A 21,395-nucleotide genomic window follows, 5' to 3' on the forward strand; every position below is an offset into this window, starting at 1 on the left:
TGGCTCTTATGGGAAAATTGCTTTATTATAGCCAACATAACACTTGGAAACAGCTAAAGATAACTTGTTTAGCTGCGGCTTTTTTTCGATTCATTTTGTCTAGACTAAGAATTCATAATCATTAATTAAAATGCAGATCCGCTATTTTCTGGCACTAAGCCTGTTACCAAACCTAGTCTCGGCGCAAGAACCTTCTGAAACAGAAACGGTTCAACTTCAATGTGTGATTCAACCGCCTGTTTCTAGTTCTGTTGATGACCGTCAACAACTGACTAATTTATCTCCTGAAGATATTGTCATCATTTCTGATCGCTCTGAAGCTGCTATGGGTGACAAAGCCCACTTCTCCGGTAATGTGAGTTTTAGTCAAGGTTCAAGACACATCAGTGCAGACGAAGCGATTCTTGATCAACGAAACGAAAAATTAGATGCCAACGGCAATCTCATTTTTTCGGACGAACTGTTTACCGTTACCGCTGATTCATTAAATGCCCAAATGGTTACCAATAGCGCAACCTTGAAAGGCGCTAAATATTGGTTGCACGGCCAACAAATTCACGGTGATGCAGAGCAACTCAACATTACCGAGCAAAATAACTTAGAGTTAACCAATACCAATTTCACTACCTGCCCTGTTGGCGATGAATCTTGGCTATTAGAAGCCAAAGAAATTCGCATTGATAGCACTGAAGAGTGGGGAGAAATTTGGGAAGCTAAAATGCGCATTGGCGGTGTGCCAGTGATGTATATTCCTTACATGACCGTTCCCGTTTCTGACAAGCGTAAATCTGGTTTTTTATTTCCAGATTTTAGTACCAGTACAACTAACGGTGTTGAAGTCAGTACCCCTTATTACTGGAATATCTCACCTGAGTTTGACCTCACTTTCACCCCAACCTATATGTCAGCTCGCGGCTTTTATTCAAAAACCGAGTTCCGTTATTTAGCGGGTGAGAATCAAGATGGTCAATTAAACTTCGAATACTTAGCTAACGACGATAAATTAGATAACAGCCCAGACCGTTACCTTTACCATTGGCGTCATCAAGGTGCCATCAATGACAACTGGCGTGTTCAAGCTAACTTCACTGATGTATCAGATAACAACTATTTCAATGATTTGAATTCTGACGTCAACCGCTCAACTGACAACCAATTATCTCGAGTGGGTGAAATAAGCTATTTTGAGCGAGATTGGGATTTCGGCATGAAAGTGCAAGACATTAAAGTTTTGGGCGAAGATGAAGTGCCTTATCAAGTTATGCCGCAACTTAATTTTAATTACCAAACCAATGACTTTTGGAACAGTTTGGACTTTAAATTTAATTCAGAATTAACCAATTTCCAGCATAAAGAAAACGAATATTCAACTGCAACCCGCTTCCATATGGAACCAAGCATTAGCTTACCTATTCAAGGGCCAGCAGGCTCTTTAACCAGTGAAGTTAAACTAATGCAAACACAATATTGGCAAGATATTGCCGATGATAGTGACCTAGATGACTCCGTTAGCCGTACTATTCCTCAAGTCCGGGTACATGGCCAAGTTAACTTTGAGCGTCAAACTCAAATGTTTGAAATGGATTATAAACAAACACTGGAACCTCAGTTCCAATACTTATATGTAGGATATGAAAACCAAGATGGCATTGGTATCTATGATTCTGCACAACTCCAGGAAGATTACTTCGGATTATTCCGTGATAGACGTTATTCAGGGTTAGATAGAATTGCTGATGCTAACCAAATGACTTTAGGATTAACAACACGCCTATTTGATGACGCTAACATCGAGAAGTTAAAGTTTAGCCTAGGCCAAATTATCTTCTTCCAAGACAGTAAGATTAATTACACCGATGAAAATATTGAGGCAGCGCCTTCAACCTCAGTATTAGCAGCCGAGCTTGATGCCAACCTTTATAACGATTGGTTTGTTAGTGGCGCAGTTCAATTCGATACTGAAAACGGTGATACCAAGAAGAGCGAAATGACACTCGATTTTCGCCCAAGTAATGATAAATTACTTCAGTTCAGTTATCGTTACGTGCCAGATTTATTAAATACCAATACCAACGATAGAGTGAATATTTCTCAGCTTGGTATGCGTACGACCTGGCCTATCAACGATGACTTTTACTTTGTTGGTAATTTTTACTACGACTTGAACGAATCTCGTAGTATTGAAACTTATACTGGGGTGCAATACGAATCTTGTTGCTGGGCAATGCGCCTAAGTTATCATTACCGTATTAAAACCAACTACGATGATGATTTAAACCCGAGTGTTGATGCTCGTGAAGAATTTGAAAGTGGTGTTTATCTAAACTTTATTATTAAAGGCTTAGGCGGTTCAGGTCCATTAGGGGTTGAAGATATGCTTAACGAAGGGTTATTTAACTACCGTAAACCGCTTTACTTAAGGAATTAGCCATCATTTATCCATCAATTGTGATAGATTGCTGAACCTAGTGGAAAACAAATAGTCCTAATAAAAGTTAACAACACTATTTTGGCGAAACGCCAACAATAATTAGAAATTTAAGTGCCAAGGATTCTGTGGATGAAACACTGTAAGAAAATGATTTTTGCTTTATTTACTCTGGCGGTTAGCCAAGTATCAGTTGCGGCGCCTGTTCAGTTGGACAGAGTTGCTGTGCAGATTAATGAAGGCATTATACTCGAAAGCGAAATCAGTCACATGGTTACCTCGGTTAAAGCCAATGCGCAAAAAGCCGGTCAAGGTCTTCCTTCTGACAACGCACTGCGTACACAGGTTATCGAGCGACTTATTCTAACGCATTTACAGCTACAAATGGCTGAGCGAATCGGTCTATCTATTGGTGATTTACAGTTAGACCAAACCATTGAAAACATCGCAAAAGAACAAGGTTTATCTGTTAGCCAAATGAAACAACAGATTGAAAGCGAAGGTATGAGCTTTGCTCAATACCGCGAGCAACTACGTGAAGAAATCACCCTAGGTGAAATTCAACGTATTCAGGTTCAACGCCGTATTCAAGTATCACCGCAAGAAATCAATAACCTGGTAAAAATGATCCAAGAACAAGGTCTTAAAGACGTTGAGTTCCAAATGGGTCATATTCTCATTGAAGTACCAAGCAATCCAACAAGTGAGCAACTTGAAGCCTCAAGTAAACGTGCCAACATCGTGTTAAAACGTCTAAATGATGGTGAAGACTTCCGCCGCACAGCAATTGCATCATCGTCTGGTCCTAAAGCACTTGAAGGCGGTATCTGGGACTACATGAGCATTAATGAAATGCCGACATTATTTGCAGAAGTCGTCACTGATGCAAAAACCGGTGATGTTATTGGGCCAATTAAAAGTGCATCAGGCTTTCATATTATTAAAATCATGGATGCTCGAGGCTTACAAACTCAAGAAATTAATGAAGTTCGCTCTCGCCATATCCTACTAAAGCCTTCGCCAATTTTGTCAGAAGAACGTGCTAAGGCGATGTTAGAAAACTTCCTAACTCAAATTCGTTCTGGTGAAGCAGACTTTGCAGACCTTGCTCGTCAATACTCTGAAGATCCGGGTTCAGGAGCAAAAGGCGGCGAATTAGGTTGGGCTGAACCAACTGTCTACGTACCTGAGTTTGCACAGACATTAAATAGCTTAGAAATTAACGAAATTAGTGAACCATTCCGTACAACTCATGGCTGGCACATTGCTCAGTTAGAAGAAAAACGTACAACGGATGCAACGGATCAGTTTAATAGTAATCGTGCTCACCAATTGATTTATCGTCGTAAGTTCAATGAAGAACTGCAGAACTGGTTAGACGAAATGCGTTCTGAAGCTTACATTGAAGTTTTTGAACCAGAGATTATTCGAGGTTAAGCTAACTTAATGACACAACGAATTGCGATAACACCGGGTGAACCGGCAAGTATCGGCCCCGATCTCGTTATAAAACTTGCTCAGCAGGCTTGGCCTGCTGAGTTAGTTGTTTGTGCAGATCCTGATTTATTAATCAGCCGAGCTAAGATGTTAGGCTTGCCGCTTAACCTTCGTCCTTATCAGCCAACGCTTGAGCCAAAACCTCAAGAAGCGGGCACATTAACCATTGCACCTTTCACACTGGCTGCTGAGGTTAAATGTGGTCAGTTGGACGAAGCAAATAGTGCTTATGTCGTTGACACCTTGCGTTACGCTGGTGAAAAAAACATGAGTAATGAATTTGCCGCTGTTGTAACAGGCCCAGTACATAAAGGCATTATTAACCAAGCGGGTATTCCGTTTAGTGGTCACACAGAGTTCTTTGCATTACAAGCAAATTGCCAAGATGTGGTCATGATGCTTGCAGCACCAGGTTTACAAGTGGCATTGATGACTACGCATATTCCTTTAGCTTATGTTGCTAAAGCGATTACGCGCGATCGTTTACATCATATTATTCAAATTTTGCACCGCGAATTAGTGCAGAAATTTGGTATTGCTTCACCTAAAATATATGTATGTGGACTAAATCCACATGCAGGTGAAGATGGACACTTAGGTAGAGAAGAAATTGATATAATGATCCCAGCTTTAGATGAGCTGAGAGAGCAAAATATTGATATTGTAGGACCGTTACCAGCGGATACTTTATTCCAACCTAAATACTTACAAGAAGCAGATGTGGTTCTTGCTATGTATCACGACCAAGGACTTCCTGTACTTAAATCATTAGGTTTTGGAAAATCGGTTAACATTACCTTAGGTCTTCCGTATATCAGAACCTCTGTCGATCATGGCACTGCATTAGAACTTGCAGGTACAGGTGAAGCAGATTGCGGTAGTTTTACCTGCGCATTAAATAAAGCCATTGAATTGGCCTCAAAAGTAAGTAAATAATTTTCCAATGAGCAATAAAGTACATTTAGGCCACACGGCCAGAAAACGTTTCGGACAGAACTTCTTAACTGATGAAAGCGTCATCAGTAGAATTGTGGGCGCAATTTCTCCGGATAATGATCATGTCATGGTCGAAATTGGCCCTGGTCTAGGTGCATTAACTGAGCCTGTGGCTGAAGCCGTTGACAACTTAACCGTGGTTGAGTTAGATAAAGACCTCGTTGAGCGTTTAGAAAACCACCCTGTATTAAAAGATAAGTTAACCATCAATCAAGGTGATGCGCTTAATTTTGACTTTAGCCAACTGCAGCAAGGTGATAAAAAGCTCAAGGTGTTTGGTAACTTGCCATACAACATATCAACGCCACTGATGTTTCATCTTTTCGAGTTCGCTGAAATTATCGAAACAATGCACTTTATGCTGCAAAAAGAAGTTGTACTTCGTTTATCAGCCAGTCCAGGCACCAAAGCCTATGGACGATTAACTGTTATGGCTCAGTACTTCTGTAAAGTTGTTCCAGTATTAGAAGTACCACCTGAAAGCTTTAAACCCGCTCCAAAAGTAGATTCTGCGGTAGTACGTTTATTGCCTTTTGATGAAAAACCATTCCCATGCAAAGATGTCGATGTATTAAGACATGTTTGTACCACAGCGTTTAACATGCGCCGTAAAACATTAAGAAACAACTTAAAGCAAATGGTCACTGACGAAGAGTTTACACAACTCAATATAGACTCGTCGTTACGACCAGAACAAATCAGCGTCGAGCAATACGTTGCTCTCGCTAATTTAGTTTGCGATAAAAGTTAGTCACCTCAAGGGCATTTATATCGTTAAATGCCCTTCTGCTTTTTAGGATGTTGAATGACCTCTGTAGCCTCAAACGTCAAAATTAAAGTTGAAACAAAATACCTCGAAGATCAATCTTCAGCAGAAGATGAAAAGTACTTATTCAGCTATACCATCACTATTATCAACCTCAGTGAAATTGCCGTTACCCTAAAAGATCGCCACTGGATCATTACTAATGCCAACGGTGAGACAAGCGAAGTGAAAGGACCTGGCGTGGTAGGCGAAACCCCAACCATAGATCCTGATACTGCTTATCAATATTCAAGCGGTACTGTAATGGAAACGCCTGTCGGTTTTATGGAAGGAAGCTATGGCATGGTGACAGACCAAGGCGAAAGCTTTAGTGCGCAGATCCCAACATTCAGACTCGCTGTCCCAGGAATATTTCAGTAATCCTATGGCACATTATTTTGTTGGTGATATTCAGGGCTGCTTTAAAGAACTTCAACGCTTACTTGCTGCGGTCGATTTTAACCCGTCAAAAGACGAAATCTGGGCTGTTGGGGATCTCGTTGCTCGAGGACCTGACTCGCTTGCAACGCTCAGGTATTTAAAGTCATTAGATAATAGCGCTAAAATCACCTTAGGCAATCACGATCTTCACTTACTGGCGCTACACGGTAAAATCAAAAGAGCAAACCCCAAAGATAATCTCACTGAACTCCTAAATGCCGATGATTTAAGCCAGTTAATTGATTGGCTGCGTGAACAACCTTTAGTTCACACCTTACCTTCTCACAACATCATCATGACTCACGCAGGCGTGCCGCCTCAATGGGATTTAACGACCTTGTTAGCTGAAGCAAAAGCAGTCAGCGACGCGCTAAAACGAGATGATTATTTAAAAACACTTATCTCGAAAATGTACACTGAAGCGCCTGATTTATGGGATAGTAAGGCAAAAGGTTTACCCAGATTGAGATATTGCATCAACGCACTCACGCGCATGCGCTATTTATTTCCTGACGGCAGCTTGGATTTTGCCTGCAAAACGCCAATCAGTGATAAACCTTCTGAATTAACTCCTTGGTTTGAATTCGACTCAGTCCTTAAATCTAGCCATACACTCGTATTTGGCCATTGGGCTGCTTTAATGGGAATCACTCACCAAGAAAATGTAAAGGCACTAGATACAGGATGCTGCTGGGGTGAATATATGACACTTTGGCATGCTGAAACGAATGAACAACTCACTCAAGCAAAACTAAAATAATTAATAAATTGTTAAACTAATAATAAACTTAGCCGATAAAGCTATTAGATCTCATATGATCACATAACCCTGAGCGATCTTGAGACAAATTCGGGATAAAATAATAACAGCCGGAGTATGCTATGAAAATTAATGTTGCCACCAGAGTTATTGGCGGTTTTACTGTTGTGACACTGCTTTTAATTGTATTAGGTGGCGTATCTTTACTGACCAATAATACCATTAAAGATAGTACAACAACTTTGCAAGAAGTTAGCTTACCCGCGCTGACTGCAACAGGTGAATTAACAAAAAATTTAAGTGCCCAGCAAATCCAAATTCTATTTGGTTATTACACTAATGAATCAAATAAAATCCCCGCTGTTGAGAAAAAAATCCAAATAGAGTCGAGTGAGTTTCATAAAACGCTTAACAGATTGACTGCACTGATTTCAGATAGACAAGAATTCTCAAGTAATTTATCGCAATTAAAATCTAGCTACGCTGGTTTTGAAAAGAACGGTAAATTAATGCTTAAAGAGCATGAAAATGCATTAATTAAGAATGAACAATTATTATCTTTACGTGATGATCTTGAAGACAGTGCTGACGAAGCCTCGTCTATCTTACTTGATCTGATCGATTTAGAAATGAGTGACGATACGACCGAACAAAGCATTGCAGCAACAGCAGGGGTTGTTGACAGTACTTTTATTAATATTATCACCACCATTTATGACTTAGTTGCTGCTACTGATGACAGTAAATACAATGTTATCGTTAAAGAGCTTGAGTACATGGTGAGTGACACGAGAAGAAAGATTGAACATATTAATCTTCAAGGTCGTGGCATTATCAGCGACGGTACATTAGACGATTTAAATACTGAAAGTAACGCTGTATTTGCTTTGATTAATGGTAATAACTCAATCGTTGCCCTAAAAGGACAACAACTTAAACACAATAAACAAGCTGCCAACCTATTAGCTGCAACAGACAAAGATCGTTTAGAAGTCAACGCTAAAATGTTTAGTCTCGCCGATAATATCGAAAACTTCACTAGTCACATTGGTAATAGTGCTATTGAAAATATTGATTCAGCCAGCCTCAAAACTATGTTTGTTGTTATCTTAGCGATTTTGGTTTCTATTATCGTCAGTATTGCAGTAGTAAAACCACTGACTCGCTCACTTGCCAAGGTTAATCAAGCTCTTAACATTCTTGCTTCAGGTGACTTAACCCATAAACTCGACGACTCAGGTCACGATGAGTTTGCCGAGTTAGCGAAGAACTGTAATAGCTTAGTTGATAGCTTACGAAACCTGATTGTAGGTATCTTAGATCGCTCTAATCAACTTGCAGCAGCAGCTGAAGAAACATCAGCAATTACCACGCAAACGACCAGTGGCATTCAAGAACAGAAGAGCCAAGTCGACCAAGTGGCAACAGCAACAACTGAATTAAGTTCAAGTGCTCAGCAGGTTTCAATGAGTGCTGACCAAGCCTTAGAGCAAATCAAGCAAGCTGACGAAGAAACTCAGCACATGCGTAAACTTGCAGAAGAAAACAAAGTCACCATTCTCGCACTTGCAGATGAAGTAGCCAAAGCAGGACAAGTGATTAACAAGGTTCATTCTGACAGCGCATCAATTGGTTCTATTTTGGATGTTATTAGAGGAATTGCAGAACAAACCAACCTACTTGCACTTAATGCGGCAATTGAAGCTGCACGTGCTGGTGAGCAAGGTCGTGGCTTTGCTGTTGTTGCTGATGAAGTTCGAAGCCTTGCTTCTAGAACACAAGAATCAACCAGCGAAATTCAGCAAATGATTGAAATGCTGCAACAAGGCGCGCAACAAGCGGTATCAGTGATGGAACTAGGACGCAGCCAAGCTACAAGTTGTGTTGATAAGACAGAGCAAGCGAATTTAGCACTAGAAACGATTAGCCAGTCAGTGCACAAAGCTTATGATTCAGGAAACCACATTGCTCAAGCTGCTCAAGAGCAAAACTTAGTGAGCCAACAGGTTTCTGAGATGCTAGAACATATTGCAGCAATATCAGAGGAAACGGCGACGGGTGCTGATCAAACTGCACAATCAAGCCATCAAGTTGCAATGTTATCTGAAGAGCTACAAGGCTCTGTAGGTGAATTTAAGGTCTAACTGCTATAGATATTCATCTTTTACTAAAAAGGCTCTCAGGAGCCTTTTTTAGTGGCTTAAACTTAATAATATAAACTCAGTTCTACCTGAGTTTATATAGTTTACTCAACTTGTCAGAATAAAAAACATATTACCCAATATGCCGAACCGTATCAGCTCGGTTATTATTTCACTCAACCACTCTTCCCCAATAATCCATCTCACTCATTAAGTTAGATTTCGATAAAGTTTTAACAGTGTCAGTGACAAGTATCTAGGGTGGCTATCTATGTTGACTATTTCTGTTGACTATCTAGGGTGACAGTCTTGGATAGCAGTCTGTGATAACTGTTTATGATAGCTCACTGTTATCGGTTTCTATTCAAGCCTTTTTATACGCTTCTTTTATTTAAATTCAGATGTCTGTGCTGCTCTTGAGAACTCTTGCTAGTAAAATGAGCGAGACGAAAAAGCTTAGCCATAAAAAAACCGCCCAAAGGCGGTTTTTAATCAGATGTATCTGAGTCTGCTTTACACGTTATGAATACAAACACTCACAACAGTTACATAATGCTAAAGCAAGTCATTCCAACGAGATGGCTTATTCGCCACTACTGATTCGTTGTTGTACTGCAGCAGTGATTGCACTACCGCTATGACCATTTGCATTTGCCCAATCAAGAATGCTTTGTCCGTCTGCTTCAGGAGTATTTAAATCTCCAGCAGGAAGACGTTTTGCAATGTACTCACCCACTTCTAAGGCGTTAGAGTTGTATGCAGTTCTTAATAAGCTATTACCGTCGCAAGAAACACCAGTGTAAATATTGCGTAATTTTACGCGGCTTTCTTTCAACTTTTTACGCAAACGGTTTTTGTCATTAGATTTTACATAATCACAAATGTTCGCGACAAGTTGATCAGTATTCGCTTCGGCAGGGGTTGACACAAAAGATGCTGCGATTAGGGCTGCTAAGGCCACAGGCATTAAACGCATCTGACACTCCTTTTTAGGTATTTTTATTTTTGTACCTGCCATCAAGGGCAAGTATCTATTCAGGGTAACACAGGCCACAATTTAACATTATTTCACCAAAGTGTTAAAGCTATATTGCAATTGTGATTCATTTATCTCAACTACCTTATCTTTTAACGTCCAGCTACCGTCATCCCATTCAGGGAAAAAAGTATCACCATCAACCGTTAAGTCGATAAAGGTTAGATATAGGGTATCGGCCAAAGGTAAAATTTCTTTATAGAGTTGTCCGCCACCAATAACAACTAATTCTTCACAACCTGTCACAAGGGCTTTTGCAGCCTCAAAAGAATTGACGCAAGAAACGCCTTCTGGTTGATAGTCGCTTTGACGGGTAATGACGATATTGTGGCGACCCGGTAATGGTCTACCAATTGATTCGAAGGTTTTACGCCCCATCACTACAGGCTTGCCGAGTGTCATAGCTTTAAAATGTTTTAAATCTTCAGGCAGGTGCCATGGCATTTTGTTGTCTTTACCGATTACACGATTATTGGCCATAGCGGCGATCATAGCGATGCGCATGTAAAATCCTTATTTGATGCTGGAGAAATTAAATAATTGGTCGAGTGCGATAGTAAACCAAGGCCGGCATAGCCAGGCCTACTGACAGCGCCCCCAGAATGAAAACTGTTTTTAACCCATTTTGAATAACCATAGTGGTGAGATCTGAACTCACCTGCTCTTGCACACTTAGCTGAACAATTGCAATTAACGTATTATACGCATAAGTCCCTGGTACCATGGGAATGATTGCTGCCACTGCATACATCAGCGGTGGAGCAAGATGCCTTTTAGCAAAACGGATGGTTATCACTCCAACGAGCGCGGCAGCAGCAAATGTCGCCCATTCAATTGGCATATCTAGGTGCAATAACAAGGTTCTAAAACTATGACCGATTGCACCTGCAAGAGCGCAATAAGGTAAAAATCGTCTTGGGACATTAAATACCATCGCAAACCCCATTGCTGGAATTGCAGAAAAGAATGCATCATTAAGTAAAGTCAGCACAAGATTCATGTGATCAACGTCCCTCCAAATGCCATAGCTAGCGTAATACCGATAACCGTTGCCAGAGTGAGTAAAGTGGCATGTCCCCAGCGAGATATACCGACATTCATATGCCCTTTGACCATATCAGAAATAGCATTTATCAGTGGGAAACCCGGCACAAGCATTAACACACTTGCAGCCATTGGAATTTTCGGTGTTGAGGTCAATTCCAAAAGGTGACCAAGTTGCGCAACCAAGGTGGTAATAAAGGCGGTGATAGCAAAAATTATCAGCAAATTGAAATGTTTTTTCACTAAGGATAAACGAACCGACATGCCGACAGCTGAAGCGATAAACGTAATAAAGCATGCCGCTAAATCACCACCGAATAAATGACAGAAACTCGCACAAGACAAGCCAATCATCGCGATGACATATTTGGCTGGATACGTTTTGGGTTCAATTTTTTCTAAACGGCGTTTAACTTGCTTGTCGTTGTAAATGCCTTTTTCGGCCAAGATACAGATGCGTTGCACTTCACATACAATCATCATGTTAATGCCGTGCTCGCGTAAACGGCGCGTCGTGGTAATACAACGGCCATGGACAAGGCTGGTCAATACGAGGGAATTTGAAGAAATCGACAGTTCGACACTGGCTAGGCCAAGGGCTTTGCCTAGGCGCTGGCTAATCTCTTCAACAAGATCAGATTCAGCGCCATAAGCTAAGAGAAGTTGTGCACTTCGTACTACAAGACGAGTGATATCATTTTGAGTGTCGGCGTACACAATTTTTCTCTTATTTAACTCAATTTAACGTTGGTAGATAATTTCCACATCATAGTCATCATCGTCAAAATCGTCGTCGAAGTCATCATCGTAGTCTTCGTTAACAGATTCAACATTAGCTTGATGGTAATTATCCCACTTAAACTCGACTTCATCGTCAGGGCTGATTGATTCATCTTCGTCAGGCAATGCAGAAATAAAGTCGAGAAGTTTTAAACTTAACTCTTCAGTATTGGTGCGATTAAATGCTGACATAGTGTATATGTCACCTTTCCAATCGATTTCCTTAACGATGTGCTCCATTTTCTCAGCAAGCTCATCTTCTTGTAGTAAATCAATCTTGTTAAATACTAACCAACGCGGCTTAGCAGCCAATTTAGGAGAATATTTCTCAAGTTCAGCCACAATTGAACGCGCAGACTCAACCGGATCGCTACCATCAATAGGGTCGATATCGATAATGTGTAATAACACACGACAACGCTCTAAATGCTTTAAGAAACGAATGCCTAAACCCGCGCCATCTGACGCACCTTCGATCAAGCCAGGAATATCAGCAATAACAAAACTCTGACCAGGACGAGGGCTGACAACACCTAAATTAGGCACCAAAGTGGTAAATGGGTAATCGGCGACTTTTGGTGTAGCACGAGAAACTGAACGAATAAAAGTTGACTTACCCGCATTCGGTAAACCTAACAAGCCAACATCGGCTAGTAACAATAGTTCCAGCTTCAGCATGCGTACTTCGCCTGGTGTACCTAATGTCTTTTGTCTAGGCGCTCGGTTGGTACTACTTTTAAAACGAGTGTTACCTAAACCGTGGAAACCACCTTTAGCCACTAACAGTTTTTGACCATGAGTGGTTAAGTCACCTAGTAACTCTTCTGTTTCAAAATCAACAGCGCGAGTACCCACTGGTACTTTTAATAACATATCTTCGCCGCCATGACCTGTACAATCACGACCACGACCATTCTTACCGCGCTCAGCGATGTAAGAACGTACAAATCGAAAATCAATAAGCGTGTTCATGTTTTCGTCTGCGACTAAAAATACGCTACCGCCGTCACCGCCGTCACCACCATCAGGACCGCCATCTGGCACATATTTCTCACGTCTGAAGCTAACGCAGCCACTGCCACCGTCACCCGCTTCAACTCTGATTTTAGCCTCATCAATAAACTTCATACATACTCCTGACACCACTTAATGTGCCAATTATAACCTCAAAAGACTGAGATGTGCAGGGAAGCGTAGAAGATTCAATCACCATAAATCGCTTACTGCAAAATAAATAACCATCGATGTAACACACCGAAAATACTCCAATGAAGTTTAGTTAACTAACTCCAACAATGAAGTAAAAAACACAAAAGCCCCGCCAGAAGGCGGGGCTTTCAAAGACTGATTAAAGTCTAGAATTAAGCTTCGATGCTAATAAACTTACGGTTATTAGGACCTTTTACTTGAAACTTAACTTTACCGTCTGTTAATGCAAACAAAGTATGGTCACGACCAATACCTACGTTTACACCAGCGTGGAATTTAGTACCACGTTGACGAACGATGATGTTACCAGCAACAACTGATTCACCACCAAAACGCTTAACACCAAGACGTTTACTTTCTGAATCGCGGCCGTTACGAGTAGAACCGCCAGCTTTTTTATGTGCCATGAGTTAGACTCCTAATATTATGCGCTAATCGCAGTGATTTTAACTTCAGTGAACCATTGACGATGGCCCATTTTCTTTTCGTGATGCTTACGACGATTGAACTTTTGAATAGTTACTTTCTCACCGCGACCGTGGCTAACCACTTCAGCAACAACTTTACCACCAGCTACTAATGGAGCACCAACGTGAACGTTTTCACCGTCAGCAACCAATAATACTTGGTCAAACTCAATAGTTTCACCAGTAGCAACTTCAATTTTTTCTAAACGAACTGTATGACCTTCAGCAACACGGTGTTGCTTTCCGCCACTTTGAAAAACAGCGTACATAGCTATTTCACTCCAAATGGACTAACACTCCGGTTCATTATATGTAGATACCGGGTGCTAAAAACTTTTAATGACAATGGGCGCGGAGTCTACGCTAAGATTTACCATCTGGCAAGTGTTAAATGTGAATCAATAAAAAAAGCTCGGTTTAACTCCCACAATCTAAGAACAAAAGCTGTCTAAGGCATGAATTTTAGTTAAAATTTGTTAATATACAATTTGAACCTTATATAGTGGGCAATATAATTTGCCTGATAGCCTAATAACTAGAGACCATTATGGATTTAAACGCCATTCGTCAACTAGCTGATAACGACATGCAAGCCGTAAATCAGTTAATTTACAAACAACTTGAGTCTGATGTTGCACTAATAAACCAACTCGGTTTTTACATTATCAATGGTGGCGGTAAAAGATTACGCCCATTACTTTCGGTACTTTCTGCTCGTGCTATCGACTATAAAGGTGAAGAGCATCTTAAGTTAGCAGCTATTATTGAATTTATTCATACTGCTTCTTTATTACACGATGACGTTGTCGATGAATCAACATTACGTCGTGGTCGTAAAACAGCCAATGCTTTATTTGGAAACAGCGCAAGTGTTTTAGTCGGTGATTTTTTATACACCCGCTCTTTTCAAATGATGACCGAACTCGATAGCATGAAAGTGTTAAGAGTCCTTGCCGACACCACTAATATTCTTGCTGAAGGTGAAGTCTTACAATTAATGAATTGTAATGATCCAGAAACCACCGAAGAGAATTATATGCGGGTGATTTACTGTAAAACAGCAAAATTATTCGAAGCTGCAACCTTGCTCACAGGTGTTATTGCTGACGTAAGCGAAGAGCAACAACATGCTCTTGGTGAATACGGTAAATTTTTAGGCACCGCTTTCCAATTAACCGACGATTTACTTGATTACACGGCCGATGCTGATGAACTTGGCAAAAACATTGGTGATGACTTAGCCGAAGGTAAGCCTACACTGCCATTAATTTATGCTATGGCTCACGGTAGCGATACTGCAAAAGCGTTGATTAAAGAAGCGATTGAAAAAGGCGATGGTACGAAAGCAATTGATGAAATTGTTGCAGCCTTAAATGATTCAGGCGCCCTTGAATACACTAAACAAAAAGCGAACCAAGAAGCTGACAAAGCGATTGCTGCACTGGCCCCAATAGCCGATAGTGAATATAAGACAGCATTAATCTCGTTAGCGAAAATTTCAGTTCAACGAAATAACTAATCTGTATTTGGTTAACTATCTACGCTCTGGTATCTGAGCGTAATTAAGCCAACCATCATAAAATGCCCACTACAACTTAGTAGCGGGCATTTTTATTGCTATCAATACAATTTAAATTGTTAAACTTGCCAATCTATAGGTGTTTGCCCTAACTCTGTTAACAGTTGATTTGTTTTAGAGAAGTGACCACTACCAAAAAAGCCTCGATAAGCAGACAGTGGAGAAGGATGTGGCCCCGTTATAACTCGATGTCGCTTCGCATTAATCAACTTACCTTTTTTAATGGCATGAGCGCCCCACAAAATGAATACAATAGGCTCACCTTTATCGTTAAGGGTTTGCATCACTTTATCTGTAAAAGTCTCCCAGCCGGCTTTTGAGTGGGAATGCGCTTTCCCCTCTTCAACCGTTAGCACTGTATTAAGCATTAACACTCCTTGTTTAGCCCACTTAGTCAAATCACCATGGTCAGGAATGACAAAGCCATTAATGTCTTGTTGGAGTTCTTTATAAATATTCACTAAAGAAGGCGGTGTTTTTACTCCTTGTTGTACAGAAAAACATAACCCATGAGCTTGACCTGCCCCGTGATAAGGGTCTTGCCCTAAAATCACCACTTTCACATCACTCAAAGGAGTCAATTCGAATGCGCGGTATACATCTTCATCGGCAGGGTAAACCGTTTTCCCTAGCTGTCTTTGATGAGCAACAAACTCATTTAACTCACAAAAATACGGCTCTGCTTGCTGCGTTTTAATCAATGTTTGCCAATCGTTCATCTAGGTGGCTACCTTGTAAAATAGTCAATCTCATTATGGTGTTAATTCGCGAAATACTGCCTTTCAATTACACTTTCTAAGACAAAGGTTGATTCTAAGCAAATAATTAAGAAGATGCTCAAGCATACTATGAATCACTGAACACCTATCAACATCCAAGTTTCAAACTTATCCATTAGTAATGGCTATCATTATACTCGGCCTATTAGCCGTCGTCGCTTTAGCTAATATGAAGTGATCGAGTAAAGTGTTCGAGTAAAATAACCGAGTGAATAGATTCAGGCCCCGCTGATAACGTTCATATTTTCACTAATCCAAGTACCAATGACCAGCTCAATATCAATCAATGGGGTTACCCTGCACAAAACTGGGCTCCTTTTGAAGCATCGCAACGATTCGTTATATCTAGTAACTAACAATAACCCTGTTCAATGCCTCTACCTCTACAATCCTCTCACGCCATTATCAATATATTATGCTCCACGTAATGGACAGGTGATCACAGATTCCGCCCCTGATAGCGAATTGAGACTTTATTCTGTCAATAAAATCGGTACACTCATTGCTAAATTAAGTCACTATTACGAGTAGAACTCATGTCAGAACAAAAAACTGAAACAACCATGTACCAACTAGCTGATCAATTTATTGCGCTAGCCAATCAACTAGGTCAAACAGAAAATGATATCGGTAAAGTCGGTACTGCTTTGCGTTTTGCTGCAGCGCGCTACAATGCGTTTGAAGCTGCGATTAAATCAGCCAATCTAGAAGCAGAAAAAGAAAATGCATTGAGCTGGTTCACTGAAGAATACAAAGGCATGTTGAACGAAAACTTAAATGACCACATTAAAAACCCACCAGGTGGTCAACAAGAAGCCAAAGAAGAAAAAGCTGACGATTCTGTGCAGGTCTTCAAAAATTAAGCATGCCGATATTAAGCATGTAAAAAAGCCATCATTACGATGGCTTTTTTGTTGGAGAATTTATCACTAAATAATATCTATGATGACCCTTAAGGCCAGTAGAATAAGCACCACGCCTGACAGCTTATCGATAAGCGCGGCCTTGTCACGTAAGCGAGACAATATCGGCCCATGAGATAATACGACAGCAATGATGGTATACCAGAGTCCATCTACAACCAGTGGGGTTAATACAATTAATGTTTGTCCCGTTAGCGATTCAGCTGCCAATACAAACTGACTAAATAGCGCTAAAAAGAACAACAAAATTTTAGGGTTAAATAACGAAATAGCTAAGCCATCGCGAGCTGCTTGAAGTAATGAAGTTGACTCACCTGACTGTAATTTCTGCTCCATCCCCCCTTTAGATTGCAAGGCTTGAAATCCCATCCACGCTAAATAGCACGCTCCAATAAGAGCAATACCATTAAACACTAAAGGTGATTTTTCAAGCACAACGGCCAAGCCCAATAGCGTTACTAATGCGTACACACCAATGCCAATTGAGTGAGCCCAAGCACACACAACGCCGTGTAATCTCCCTCCTGATAACGTATGTCTTAGCACCATAGCTAAACTCGGACCGGGAGACATCGCTCCCAAACAACAGATGGCGAGTAATCCAAGCCATGTACTTAATGCCATTACTTATAAATCCTTCATTCTACCGTGATTATTCATGCTCACTATGCTTGAGCATTTCTGTGGCCACTACTAATGAGTTCAGCGTTATTTTTCCGCGCAGAATAGATAAAAATACTGAAATCATGTCGCAAAAAAACGTACGTTATCATGAATGAGCCTTTACAACATTCATTTAACCTCAATTTAAGCAAACCTTGATATAGTACACTGTATTAACATGCTTTTTACTCGAGAAACCACAATGTCATTAATGCTACCGATTTTACTTGGATTATTACTTGCCGGAATTGCTCTACTCATATTTTTTAAAATTAAAGGAAAAAACATTCCTGGTATCGTAATCGTAATATTGGGTTTTATGACAATCTGTTTTACTGGGGTTTATGCTTTTTTGGAAAAAACCGAAGACTACAATGCCTATAAGCGATTGCAGTGGCAACCCCTTAACCCCGCTCAAATTATGCCATTGGTTGAGCAAGGCTACACCGTATTTGTCGATGTCGATGCAGACTGGTGTCTTCCTTGCCGCACCAATAAAGCCAATGTGACCCATCGTGAAATCGTGGTAAACGCACTTGAGGCAGATAACCTTATTTTGATGAAAGGTAACTGGAGTCAACCTAATAAAATGATTGAGGATTACGTTGGTAAAGAAGGTGGAATAGGAACGCCTTTTAACAAAGTCTATGGACCATCACACCCTCAAGGTATCTTATTACCTGTAGAGTTAACCATAAACGCCGTGTTTCAGGCGTTAGAAGCAGCTAAATAATCTCCACGCAAAAAAAAGACTGCCTAGGCAGTCTTTTATGTACGACGTTAACGTAATTTAGAAAATATAGCTTAACTTACCGTAGTAAAAGCCACCATTGTAATCAAATGGACCACTTTCATAATACACTGCACCTAGCACGCCTTGAGTACCATCTTTTAACTCTTGCGCTTCTTGGTCAAACAAGTTGTTTGCTCCAACAGAAAGCGTTAATTGATCAAACATGGTATAACTGACTTCTAAGTCAACAGTAACAGCTGAGTCTGCCGTTTCAGAGCCCCAATCTGAGGTATCATCCGCATGGGTTGCGTAGTATTCACCAAAGTAATTACCACGCAATGACACACTGATATCATCCCAGGTTTGCCCCCAAGTCAATGTCGCACGGTGAGCCGGAATGCCATCTTCTAAGCGGCGAACTTTACCTTCATCAGTCGTCTCAGGATCGAACTTATCAACACTCGTGTCAGTCCAGCCATACGCTAAGCTGAACATCGTATCACCTGACATTAACTCAGTTTCGTAAGAGCCGACAATATCGATACCTTGCGTCGTGGTATCAAAGTCGTTGGTATAATAAGTTACCGCAGATATGAGCTCAGGGAACTCAACACCAGCATCTCTTAAATCATCATAATCTTCTGGTTCTACTGCAATTTGACTTGACTGAGCAATACGACCTGTCACCTCAATATTGTAGTAATCAACAGTTAAAAAGAAGTCGTCATACTCAAATACAGTACCAATGGCATAGTTAATTGACTCTTCAGGCTCTAATACTTCACCGCCATAAAATGCAGCTAACGGATCGGTTGGAGGCGCAATAAAGGTTTGAATTAAATCACCGTTAACAATAGATGTCTGAGTATTCACGACATTTTCTTGACCAACAGTTGGTGCTCTAAAGCCTGTGCTGTGCGATGCACGCATAGACCAGTAATCTGTGAAAGAGTACTGGGTCGAAATTTTATAGTTTAGCGTATCACCAAAGGTTGAGAAATCTTCGTAACGAAGTGCAACCCCTAACAACCAGTCATCCGTTAAATACGCTTCAACATCAGCGTAAATACCAATATTACTACGGTCATTTTTACCTGCAGCTTCTGGTCCAAACCCTTTAAAGCCATGAGAACCAATATTGAAGCCTTGATCAGCATAAGGACCAGCTATCCAAGATGCTTCTTCGCCTTGAGTAATTTCAAAAGATTCTTCTCGCCACTCAAAACCCGTTGCAAAACTAATATCTTCAATCGAGCCAAGTGTAAAGTAACGTGAAAAATCGAGATTTACCGTTGTTTCAACTTGCTCATAAGCACCAGTATCAAAATCGGTTTGTGTGTCCTCAGGATTCGCAGCAAGACCGAGTGATGGGTTTAATGAATTATAAAGGCTAAAGCTTGATTTGTTTGAGCCTGTGCCCGCACTGGCATCATACATCCACTCACCTAACTCACCTTCAATACCAGCAAAGAAAGACATATCTTCAATGGTTCCAGCAAATTGCGGAGTATAACCACCTGGACGCACTTGGTTCATAGAGAAACAATTAGCATCAGCAACCATTGCTTGATATGCCGCAGTGTCTAAAACGTTGCCATCTGAACCATCAGCATTTTTCGGGATTGGCACTGGAGCACAGGTTGATTGGTCGCCGTTAACAGCCCCTACTAATAGGTTTTCACCGCCATCAACTGAGTAAACGTTGCCACGGTTATGTGGGTTACGATAATAAAATCCACCAATTGCCTCACGAGAAGACACATTACCAAATGCATAAATACGATGGTTATCATTTAAGTCAAAACCCGCATTAACAAAAACGGTGTAATCATCATTAATTTCTGGGTTACCCCAAACTTGAGCAGGATCATTAACGTAAGTATTGCCTTGTTCGATTAAATTGCCAGCATCAGGACGCTGCACACTGCGACTGGTGGGATCTGCGGTTTTATACTGCGCACTAATATTAACAAAGCCAGCATCGGTCAAAGGTAACCCAATGTTGCCATCGATAGTCGTTGTCGCGCCATCACCTTCATAGTACTCGCCTTGACTGATACTGATTGAACCGCCTTCAGCACTATCTTTTAGTTGGAAGTTCATCACACCAGCAATAGCGTCAGAACCGTATTGTGCCGCAGCACCATCACGTAATACTTCAACTTGCTTAAGCGCAATACTTGGGATGACAGAAATATCCGGTCCTTGAGCACCATCGTTAATACCACCACCTTGGAAAGCAATAACAGAAGCACGGTGACGACGTTTACCATTAACAAGGATCAGGGTACTGTCAGAAGGTAGACCACGTAAATTGACTGGGCGAACAAGTGTGGCGGCATCACTAATAGGTTGGGCACGCGAGTTAAAAGAAGGCACTGATGTCACCAGCATATCAATCATATCTGTTGAGCCATTTTTTCTCAGGTCATCACTACTGATAATATCTACTGGCACGGGTGATTCACCAACAGATCGAGGCGCCGCTCGGCTACCTACTACGGCAATTTTTTCAACATTTTCGGCGACTTCTTCATCCTCAGCCATTGCTGCTGTAGACATAACTGAGCCTGCTAAAGCTACCGTTACAGCAAGACTTAACGAATTTAAGCCAAACTTCCTTTTCTTTAGATTAGTCATCATTTTTTGTCTCAAATTATTATATTTATGCTTGTGACGGGTAATTTAATCAGGTGTTTACAATTAAATAATCGTCTCTCCCAAAATGAAATTCCTTCACTTTCATTTACATTTCTATAACAAATAAAACGTAATTGCTAACTATTTCTACTCCCACTCAAAATAATAATCGCCATAAGCAGGCTAAATCAGGATAAATAACTTAACCTCATAAAAATAACCTGCAATTTTAGTTATATTAACTAGAGTTAAGCTTTTTCTAAAAAAGAATCTGCTAATGCTATCGTTATGGTTAGTTCAAAAAACCAACAACCTGCAAATTTAAAAGTTAGATCAACCAACAAGTTAATAGAGTACAAACTCTAGATTAATTAATAAGATAGATGAAGATTGACTATTTTCAGTAGACCTTTTAATGTAATTCAACCAATCTAAACAAGTGTTTGATTTTCTCGAATAACAATAAATCATGAA

Annotated in this window: 20 protein-coding genes; 10 read left to right on the plus strand and 10 right to left on the minus strand. The window is 40.6% G+C overall.

Annotated elements, in window-relative coordinates:
• Positions 1-130: 130 nt before the first annotated feature.
• From lptD to AB4128_RS08835, 7 genes are all read left to right on the plus strand, one after another.
• A complete protein-coding gene (gene lptD / locus AB4128_RS08805; RefSeq protein ID WP_192022285.1) occupies positions 131-2,428 on the plus strand; it encodes an LPS assembly protein LptD in 2,298 nt (765 codons plus the stop codon).
• A gap of 132 nt (positions 2,429-2,560) precedes the next feature.
• Positions 2,561-3,865 (plus strand): peptidylprolyl isomerase SurA, encoded by a 1,305-nt coding sequence (gene surA, locus AB4128_RS08810; protein WP_055024317.1) that lies wholly within the window; start codon positions 2,561-2,563, stop codon positions 3,863-3,865.
• 9 nt (positions 3,866-3,874) lie between these two features.
• Positions 3,875-4,861, plus strand: a complete 987-nt coding sequence (gene pdxA, locus AB4128_RS08815) for a 4-hydroxythreonine-4-phosphate dehydrogenase PdxA (RefSeq protein WP_065108973.1) — start codon at positions 3,875-3,877, stop codon at positions 4,859-4,861.
• Between the two features lie 7 nt (positions 4,862-4,868).
• The gene (rsmA, locus tag AB4128_RS08820; RefSeq protein WP_055024319.1) at positions 4,869-5,672 is read left to right on the plus strand and encodes a 16S rRNA (adenine(1518)-N(6)/adenine(1519)-N(6))-dimethyltransferase RsmA; all 804 of its coding nucleotides are present in this window, start codon (positions 4,869-4,871) and stop codon (positions 5,670-5,672) included.
• 54 nt (positions 5,673-5,726) lie between these two features.
• Positions 5,727-6,107, plus strand: coding sequence for a Co2+/Mg2+ efflux protein ApaG (gene apaG, locus AB4128_RS08825; RefSeq protein WP_065108972.1), 381 nt, complete (start codon positions 5,727-5,729; stop codon positions 6,105-6,107).
• Positions 6,108-6,111: 4 nt separating this feature from the next.
• Complete coding sequence (locus AB4128_RS08830) at positions 6,112-6,927, plus strand: symmetrical bis(5'-nucleosyl)-tetraphosphatase (RefSeq protein WP_080915144.1); 816 nt, start codon at positions 6,112-6,114, stop codon at positions 6,925-6,927.
• Positions 6,928-7,049: 122 nt separating this feature from the next.
• Positions 7,050-9,071 (plus strand): methyl-accepting chemotaxis protein, encoded by a 2,022-nt coding sequence (locus AB4128_RS08835; RefSeq protein WP_119968857.1) that lies wholly within the window; start codon positions 7,050-7,052, stop codon positions 9,069-9,071.
• A gap of 580 nt (positions 9,072-9,651) precedes the next feature.
• On the opposite strand, the gene AB4128_RS08840 is transcribed toward AB4128_RS08835, so the two are convergent.
• The 7 genes from AB4128_RS08840 to rplU form a co-directional block, all read right to left on the minus strand.
• The gene (locus AB4128_RS08840; protein WP_055024323.1) at positions 9,652-10,044 is read right to left on the minus strand and encodes a DUF3718 domain-containing protein; all 393 of its coding nucleotides are present in this window, start codon (positions 10,042-10,044) and stop codon (positions 9,652-9,654) included.
• An 87-nt stretch (positions 10,045-10,131) separates the two neighbouring features.
• On the minus strand, positions 10,132-10,608 hold the full coding sequence (locus tag AB4128_RS08845) for a dihydrofolate reductase (RefSeq protein WP_055024324.1): 477 nt from the start codon (positions 10,606-10,608) through the stop codon (positions 10,132-10,134).
• A gap of 28 nt (positions 10,609-10,636) precedes the next feature.
• Positions 10,637-11,104, minus strand: a complete 468-nt coding sequence (locus AB4128_RS08850) for a threonine/serine exporter family protein (protein WP_055024325.1) — start codon at positions 11,102-11,104, stop codon at positions 10,637-10,639.
• Complete coding sequence (locus AB4128_RS08855; protein ID WP_082419968.1) at positions 11,101-11,865, minus strand: threonine/serine exporter ThrE family protein; 765 nt, start codon at positions 11,863-11,865, stop codon at positions 11,101-11,103. Before AB4128_RS08855 ends, AB4128_RS08850 begins: the two co-directional genes overlap by 4 nt.
• Positions 11,866-11,889: 24 nt before the next feature.
• Positions 11,890-13,056: an Obg family GTPase CgtA gene (cgtA, locus tag AB4128_RS08860; RefSeq protein WP_055024327.1), complete on the minus strand. Its 1,167-nt coding sequence runs from the start codon at positions 13,054-13,056 to the stop codon at positions 11,890-11,892.
• A 233-nt stretch (positions 13,057-13,289) separates the two neighbouring features.
• The gene (rpmA, locus tag AB4128_RS08865; RefSeq protein WP_055024328.1) at positions 13,290-13,544 is read right to left on the minus strand and encodes a 50S ribosomal protein L27; all 255 of its coding nucleotides are present in this window, start codon (positions 13,542-13,544) and stop codon (positions 13,290-13,292) included.
• A gap of 17 nt (positions 13,545-13,561) precedes the next feature.
• Complete coding sequence (rplU, locus tag AB4128_RS08870) at positions 13,562-13,873, minus strand: 50S ribosomal protein L21 (protein ID WP_055024329.1); 312 nt, start codon at positions 13,871-13,873, stop codon at positions 13,562-13,564.
• A gap of 278 nt (positions 13,874-14,151) precedes the next feature.
• Here rplU and ispB point away from each other — a divergent pair, with 278 nt between their 5' ends.
• Complete coding sequence (gene ispB / locus AB4128_RS08875; RefSeq protein ID WP_055024330.1) at positions 14,152-15,123, plus strand: octaprenyl diphosphate synthase; 972 nt, start codon at positions 14,152-14,154, stop codon at positions 15,121-15,123.
• A 119-nt stretch (positions 15,124-15,242) separates the two neighbouring features.
• Here the strand turns inward: ispB and ung are convergent, their stop codons facing one another.
• Entirely contained in the window at positions 15,243-15,902 is a 660-nt protein-coding gene (gene ung, locus AB4128_RS08880; protein ID WP_055024331.1) for a uracil-DNA glycosylase, read from the minus strand.
• A gap of 596 nt (positions 15,903-16,498) precedes the next feature.
• Between ung and AB4128_RS08885 the strand changes: the two genes are divergently transcribed.
• On the plus strand, positions 16,499-16,825 hold the full coding sequence (locus AB4128_RS08885; RefSeq protein WP_055024332.1) for a DUF3144 domain-containing protein: 327 nt from the start codon (positions 16,499-16,501) through the stop codon (positions 16,823-16,825).
• Between the two features lie 66 nt (positions 16,826-16,891).
• Here AB4128_RS08885 and AB4128_RS08890 read toward each other — a convergent pair whose 3' ends face one another.
• Positions 16,892-17,509 carry a LysE family translocator gene (locus AB4128_RS08890; RefSeq protein ID WP_055024333.1) on the minus strand — a complete coding sequence of 206 codons (618 nt, stop codon included), beginning with the start codon at positions 17,507-17,509 and terminating at the stop codon, positions 16,892-16,894.
• Between the two features lie 217 nt (positions 17,510-17,726).
• On the opposite strand from AB4128_RS08890, the gene AB4128_RS08895 reads away from it, so the two are divergent.
• Complete coding sequence (locus AB4128_RS08895) at positions 17,727-18,281, plus strand: thioredoxin family protein (protein WP_055024334.1); 555 nt, start codon at positions 17,727-17,729, stop codon at positions 18,279-18,281.
• A 57-nt stretch (positions 18,282-18,338) separates the two neighbouring features.
• Here AB4128_RS08895 and AB4128_RS08900 read toward each other — a convergent pair whose 3' ends face one another.
• Positions 18,339-20,924, minus strand: a complete 2,586-nt coding sequence (locus AB4128_RS08900) for a TonB-dependent receptor plug domain-containing protein (protein ID WP_372037469.1) — start codon at positions 20,922-20,924, stop codon at positions 18,339-18,341.
• Between the last annotated feature and the right edge of the window lie 471 nt (positions 20,925-21,395).

This window comes from Shewanella sp. 10N.286.52.A9, from assembly GCF_041468985.1.
Classification (GTDB): domain Bacteria; phylum Pseudomonadota; class Gammaproteobacteria; order Enterobacterales; family Shewanellaceae; genus Shewanella; species Shewanella japonica.

Excerpts from the sequence above, each read along its gene's own strand:
- AB4128_RS08845 (WP_055024324.1), bottom strand. The coding sequence starts at position 10,608 with ATGCGCATCGCTATGATCGCCGCTATGGCCAATAATCGTGTAATCGGT.
- AB4128_RS08890 (WP_055024333.1), bottom strand. The coding sequence starts at position 17,509 with ATGGCATTAAGTACATGGCTTGGATTACTCGCCATCTGTTGTTTGGGA.
- rsmA (WP_055024319.1), top strand. The coding sequence starts at position 4,869 with ATGAGCAATAAAGTACATTTAGGCCACACGGCCAGAAAACGTTTCGGA.
- AB4128_RS08840 (WP_055024323.1), bottom strand. The coding sequence starts at position 10,044 with ATGCGTTTAATGCCTGTGGCCTTAGCAGCCCTAATCGCAGCATCTTTT.
- apaG (WP_065108972.1), top strand. The coding sequence starts at position 5,727 with ATGACCTCTGTAGCCTCAAACGTCAAAATTAAAGTTGAAACAAAATAC.
- cgtA (WP_055024327.1), bottom strand. The coding sequence starts at position 13,056 with ATGAAGTTTATTGATGAGGCTAAAATCAGAGTTGAAGCGGGTGACGGT.
- AB4128_RS08830 (WP_080915144.1), top strand. The coding sequence starts at position 6,112 with ATGGCACATTATTTTGTTGGTGATATTCAGGGCTGCTTTAAAGAACTT.
- pdxA (WP_065108973.1), top strand. The coding sequence starts at position 3,875 with ATGACACAACGAATTGCGATAACACCGGGTGAACCGGCAAGTATCGGC.
- rplU (WP_055024329.1), bottom strand. The coding sequence starts at position 13,873 with ATGTACGCTGTTTTTCAAAGTGGCGGAAAGCAACACCGTGTTGCTGAA.
- AB4128_RS08900 (WP_372037469.1), bottom strand. The coding sequence starts at position 20,924 with ATGATGACTAATCTAAAGAAAAGGAAGTTTGGCTTAAATTCGTTAAGT.
- ung (WP_055024331.1), bottom strand. The coding sequence starts at position 15,902 with ATGAACGATTGGCAAACATTGATTAAAACGCAGCAAGCAGAGCCGTAT.
- rpmA (WP_055024328.1), bottom strand. The coding sequence starts at position 13,544 with ATGGCACATAAAAAAGCTGGCGGTTCTACTCGTAACGGCCGCGATTCA.
- surA (WP_055024317.1), top strand. The coding sequence starts at position 2,561 with ATGAAACACTGTAAGAAAATGATTTTTGCTTTATTTACTCTGGCGGTT.
- AB4128_RS08835 (WP_119968857.1), top strand. The coding sequence starts at position 7,050 with ATGAAAATTAATGTTGCCACCAGAGTTATTGGCGGTTTTACTGTTGTG.
- AB4128_RS08850 (WP_055024325.1), bottom strand. The coding sequence starts at position 11,104 with ATGAATCTTGTGCTGACTTTACTTAATGATGCATTCTTTTCTGCAATT.
- AB4128_RS08895 (WP_055024334.1), top strand. The coding sequence starts at position 17,727 with ATGCTTTTTACTCGAGAAACCACAATGTCATTAATGCTACCGATTTTA.
- AB4128_RS08885 (WP_055024332.1), top strand. The coding sequence starts at position 16,499 with ATGTCAGAACAAAAAACTGAAACAACCATGTACCAACTAGCTGATCAA.
- ispB (WP_055024330.1), top strand. The coding sequence starts at position 14,152 with ATGGATTTAAACGCCATTCGTCAACTAGCTGATAACGACATGCAAGCC.
- lptD (WP_192022285.1), top strand. The coding sequence starts at position 131 with ATGCAGATCCGCTATTTTCTGGCACTAAGCCTGTTACCAAACCTAGTC.